Here is a 1,310-nt window from a genome sequence, read left to right as displayed (position 1 = left end):
GGCCGGTGCCCTGGCCCCGGCCGCGGCGCTGCCGGCGGAATCGGGGCGCGGCTGGCGGCGCGGCGCGGCGGCGGCCGCGTCCTGGCGGTCGCGCCGGTCGCGCCGTTCCTCGACGAGACGGTCGAAGGCGTCGTCGTCGCGCGCGCCGGCGCCGCGGTCGCCGAAGGCGTTGGCGGTGTCGGCGGCCTTGCGCGGCGGGGCCAGGAGGACGTCGGGCAAGCTGGTCATGGCGTTCAATTCGTCGCAACGGTGCGGGGCAGGACGGCGGCGGTCGCCGGCCCGGTGGTGCGGTCGCCGGGAAGCGCGCGGCGCTGCAGGATCATCTGGGTCACCTCGCGGGCCTTGGCGTCGGTCATCGCCGCCAGGATCGGCGCGGCGCGGCGCTCGGCCAGGCGGTCCAGCACCTCGACCACCTCGGCGGTCTCCAGCGTGTCGAGGATGCGCGCGGCGTCGCGGGGCTTCATCGCCTCGTAGATGCCGACCATCCGCTTCAGGTCGGCCTCGGCCAGGCTCTGGCGCTCGACCATCAGGGCCTCGACGTCGCGCTTGACGGCCTTGAGCCGGTCGATCTGCAGGCCGATCCGGGTCTCGGTCGCGGTCAGCACCGCCTCCGTCTCGCGCACGCGCAGCGCGCGCGCCGCCGTGTCGGCCTTCTGCTCGCGGATCGCCTCGCGCAGCAGCGGATCCGTGCAGGACGGTGCCTCGAGGGTGATCTGGGCCGGCGTCGCGGCGGGCCCGGCGGCGGCGGCCGGTCCGGCCCCCGCCAGGGCCGCTGCTGCGGCGGCGGCTCCGGGACCGGGGTCGGCGACCGGAGCCGAGTTGGCGGCGGGGGCGCCGGCGGTCATGTCCGCCCGGGGGCCGTCGGCGGCCGCGCCGCCCGCCGGGTCCTGCTTGAGGTCGGTGGCCCAGGGGCGCTCGTGATCGCCGAACTCCCGGTCGAACTGCTGGGCGATGGCCGGGAACTCCTCCATCAGCCCGCCCAGCTTGAGGGGCAGCACCATGAGGACGGCGATCAGGGTGATGGGGAGGATGCGCACCATGGGTCAGGCCTCCGTGCCGAGGGTCCGCAGGCGGGCGTAGAAGGCGCCGACGGGCTTGCGTGGTTCGGCCCCGGCGTCGTCGCCCTCCGCCGTCCCGTCGACACCGCTCTCGTCGGTGAAGTCGCGCAGGAACGACGGAATGGCGAGGGCGGCGGGGGCCGGGTGCGTGACCGGATGGGTGGCCGGGCGGGGCGGGGCGGCGTCCTCGCGCGGCGGGGCCGCCGCCAGGGGGGCCGCGCCCAGGGAGGGGGCGTTCAGGGAGGGGGCGGG

At 77.5% G+C, this 1,310-nt stretch carries 1 protein-coding gene and 2 pseudogenes; all 3 read right to left on the bottom strand.

Translation table 11 applies throughout. The annotated features are described in order from the left end of the window. A pseudogene (locus tag AC6H2I_RS30390) lies at nt 1-228 on the bottom strand (hypothetical protein); the annotation flags it as partial. A gap of 5 nt (nt 229-233) precedes the next feature. Further along, a complete protein-coding gene (locus AC6H2I_RS30385) occupies nt 234-1,040 on the bottom strand; it encodes a MotE family protein (protein ID WP_497504530.1) in 807 nt (268 codons plus the stop codon). A 3-nt stretch (nt 1,041-1,043) separates the two neighbouring features. Continuing rightward, nucleotides 1,044-1,310 (bottom strand): annotated as a pseudogene (locus AC6H2I_RS30380) (hypothetical protein); the annotation flags it as partial.

The sequence above is a fragment of the Azospirillum sp. NS33 genome (genome assembly GCF_059703765.1).
The sequence above is the reverse complement of the archived record's forward strand: the minus strand, read 5'-3'. Positions and strand labels throughout refer to the sequence as shown.

Coding starts and splice junctions, on each gene's coding strand:
- AC6H2I_RS30385 (WP_497504530.1), bottom strand. CDS start 1,040: ATGGTGCGCATCCTCCCCATCACCCTGATCGCCGTCCTCATGGTGCTG.